Below are 2,333 nucleotides of genomic sequence, written 5' to 3'. Positions count from 1 at the left end.
ATGGTACCTTCCAGGGTCGTGGTACCGCCGGCGCCGGTCGTTGCGCCAGTGCTTGCGAAGACGCCGATGCTGGCGCCAAGCGTCGTGGTGCCGGTCGCCGCGGTGGTGCCGCCGGCCGCGCCGCTATACAGCACGTTGCTGGATGCCGTGGCGCTGGCGAAGCTCGTCGTGCCGCGCAGGTCGGCCGCCGTCGCACCGGAGATGGTGGTGGAGACGTTGGACTTGGTGGAGTAGCCGACCGTGGTCTGCAGCGCCTGGTTGGCGATCGACTTGGCGCTGTCGATCAGCTTCTGCAGCGAGGTGATGCCGGTGTTGGCGGCCTGCAGCACCTGCACGCCGTTGGCGATGCCATCGAGCAGGTTGTTGATGTCGCTGGCGCGGTTGTCGAGCGACTGTGCCGTGAAGAAGTTGGTGGGATTGTCCAGGGCCGAATTGACGCTCTTGCCGGTCGATAGACGGCTCTGGGTGGTGGCGAGAAGATCGGCGGTGGACTGGAGGGAGAGCAGGTTCTGACGAACCGAAGAGGAGAGGACGATACCGGACATTGAGTGTTACCCTTCTGGTACGCAACGCAACAAACAAACTTCGATTAGGATTAATCGATGCCGGGACGGTGAACGCAGACGGCTAACAAAGCATGAAGCGTGTCGCTCCAGTCCTTCCGCGGATTCACCATGTGCGCGATCGGAGCCGGACCGCGCTTCGTCGTATCGTCATGATCACATGATGCTTTTTGGTGCAGCGACGCCGCGTTTGCCACTTGTCAACCATAACTCAGAGTGAGCAATTCGCTGGACTCGAACGCATCGTCCGAGATTGCCAGGCGGCATCCCGATGCTGGCGCAAAAAGAAAGCGGCGGGGCCGAGGCCCCGCCGCCGGATCTAGCTTGCGATGTCGTCCGCGACTTAGCGGAGCAGCTGCAGCACGCTCTGCTGCGACTGGTTGGCCAGCGACAGCGCGGAGACCGCGATCGACTGGCGGGTCGACAGCGCCTGGCTGTTGGCCGCTTCGGTGTTGGTGTCGGCCAGGGTCAGGTTGGACGAACCGGTCTGCAGCACGTTGATCAGGCTCTTGTTGAAGTCCTGACGAACCTGCACCACCGAGAGGTTCGAACCGAGGCTCGAGGCTTCCGAGCGCAGCGTGCTCGACGCCGCGTTCAGGTTCGCCAGCACCTTGTTGGTCGCGGAGTTGTCGATGAAGTCGACGCCGCTGGTCAGGGCAGCGAGGCCCAGACCCTTGGAGTTGTAGGTCACGCCGGTGATGCTGAGGTTCGACTTGCCGGTCTCGTCGAACACCAGCTTGAGCTGGTCGCCGTTCAAGAGGTTGACACCATTGAACGAGGAGTCCTGCGCCGTCGTGTCGATCTGGTTCAGGATGTTGTTGTACTGGTTGACCAGATTGGCACGCGAGGTCTGGGCAACCGTGTCCTGGACGGGGCTGGAAGCCGTCGAGAACGTCAGCGACGAAGTCAGCGTACCGCCGATCGCACCACCCGCAGCGCTCGAACCGATGGTCGAGGACGCGTAGTCGTTGGTGGTGGAGACCGTCAGCAGGCCGTTGGCGTCGATCGTCGCAGTCAGGTTGTTGGCCTGAAGCTTGGTGTTGAGCTGATCGAGCGTCTTGACCGTGCCGTTGGTGCCGTCGCCGAAGGTGACGTCAACCGCGGTGCCGCCGTTGAAGGAGGAGAAGGTCAAGGTCTTGCCGCTGATGCCGCCGATGCCGGAGGTCCGCGCCGCGGTGAAGGCGGTCGAGGTTCCGGTGTTGCCGGCGAGGCCGAGCACGTTCAGCGCGTTGCCGGTGCCCGTGATCGACAGATCGGCATTGACGCCGGTCGAGAGCTTGAGCGCACCGGAAGCGTTGATCGACGAGTTGGTCTGGCCGGTGGCCGTCGCAAGCGTCGCAGTGCCGTTGGCGTTGATCGTCGCGGTCTGAACGCCGGTGGCAAGGTCGATCGCCTTCAAGACGTCGTTGACCGTGCCGGCCTGCAGGTAGACCGTCGAGTTGCCGTTGCCGTCGGTGAGGACGTTGCCGCTCGCACCATACCCGCTCGGAACGCTCGGAGCACCGGTCGAGCCCGGGATCGGCGCGTTCTTGAAGGTGATGACGTGACCGTCGACGTTCAGCGTCGAGCCGTCCGCGATGGTCGCACCCAGTGAGGCCGCGCTCGTGGTCCGGTTGACATTGACCGTGGCGTTGCCGCCGCCCACAGAGTTCGTCAGGGCGAGGGCCTTGAGCAGGTCGGCCTTGCCGGTGATGCTCAGATCCGCGCCTGTCGAGCTCCTCAGCGTGACGGCACCGCCAGCAACGGTCGAGACACCAGCAGCACCACCTG

Annotated in this window: 2 protein-coding genes; both read right to left on the bottom strand. The window is 63.9% G+C overall.

Translation table 11 applies throughout. The features are described from left to right. Positions 1 to 545 (bottom strand): flagellin N-terminal helical domain-containing protein (locus RAD04_RS38435; protein ID WP_461627934.1); only part of this gene is annotated, 545 nt, incomplete at its 3' end. Between the two features lie 361 nt (positions 546 to 906). After that, the coding region (locus RAD04_RS38430; protein ID WP_461627933.1) for a DUF1522 domain-containing protein at positions 907 to 2,333 on the bottom strand (1,427 nt) is incomplete at its 5' end.

It is taken from the genome of Bradyrhizobium sp. 25ACV, assembly GCF_054863005.1.
This window is presented reverse-complemented; position numbering and strand designations above follow the sequence as displayed.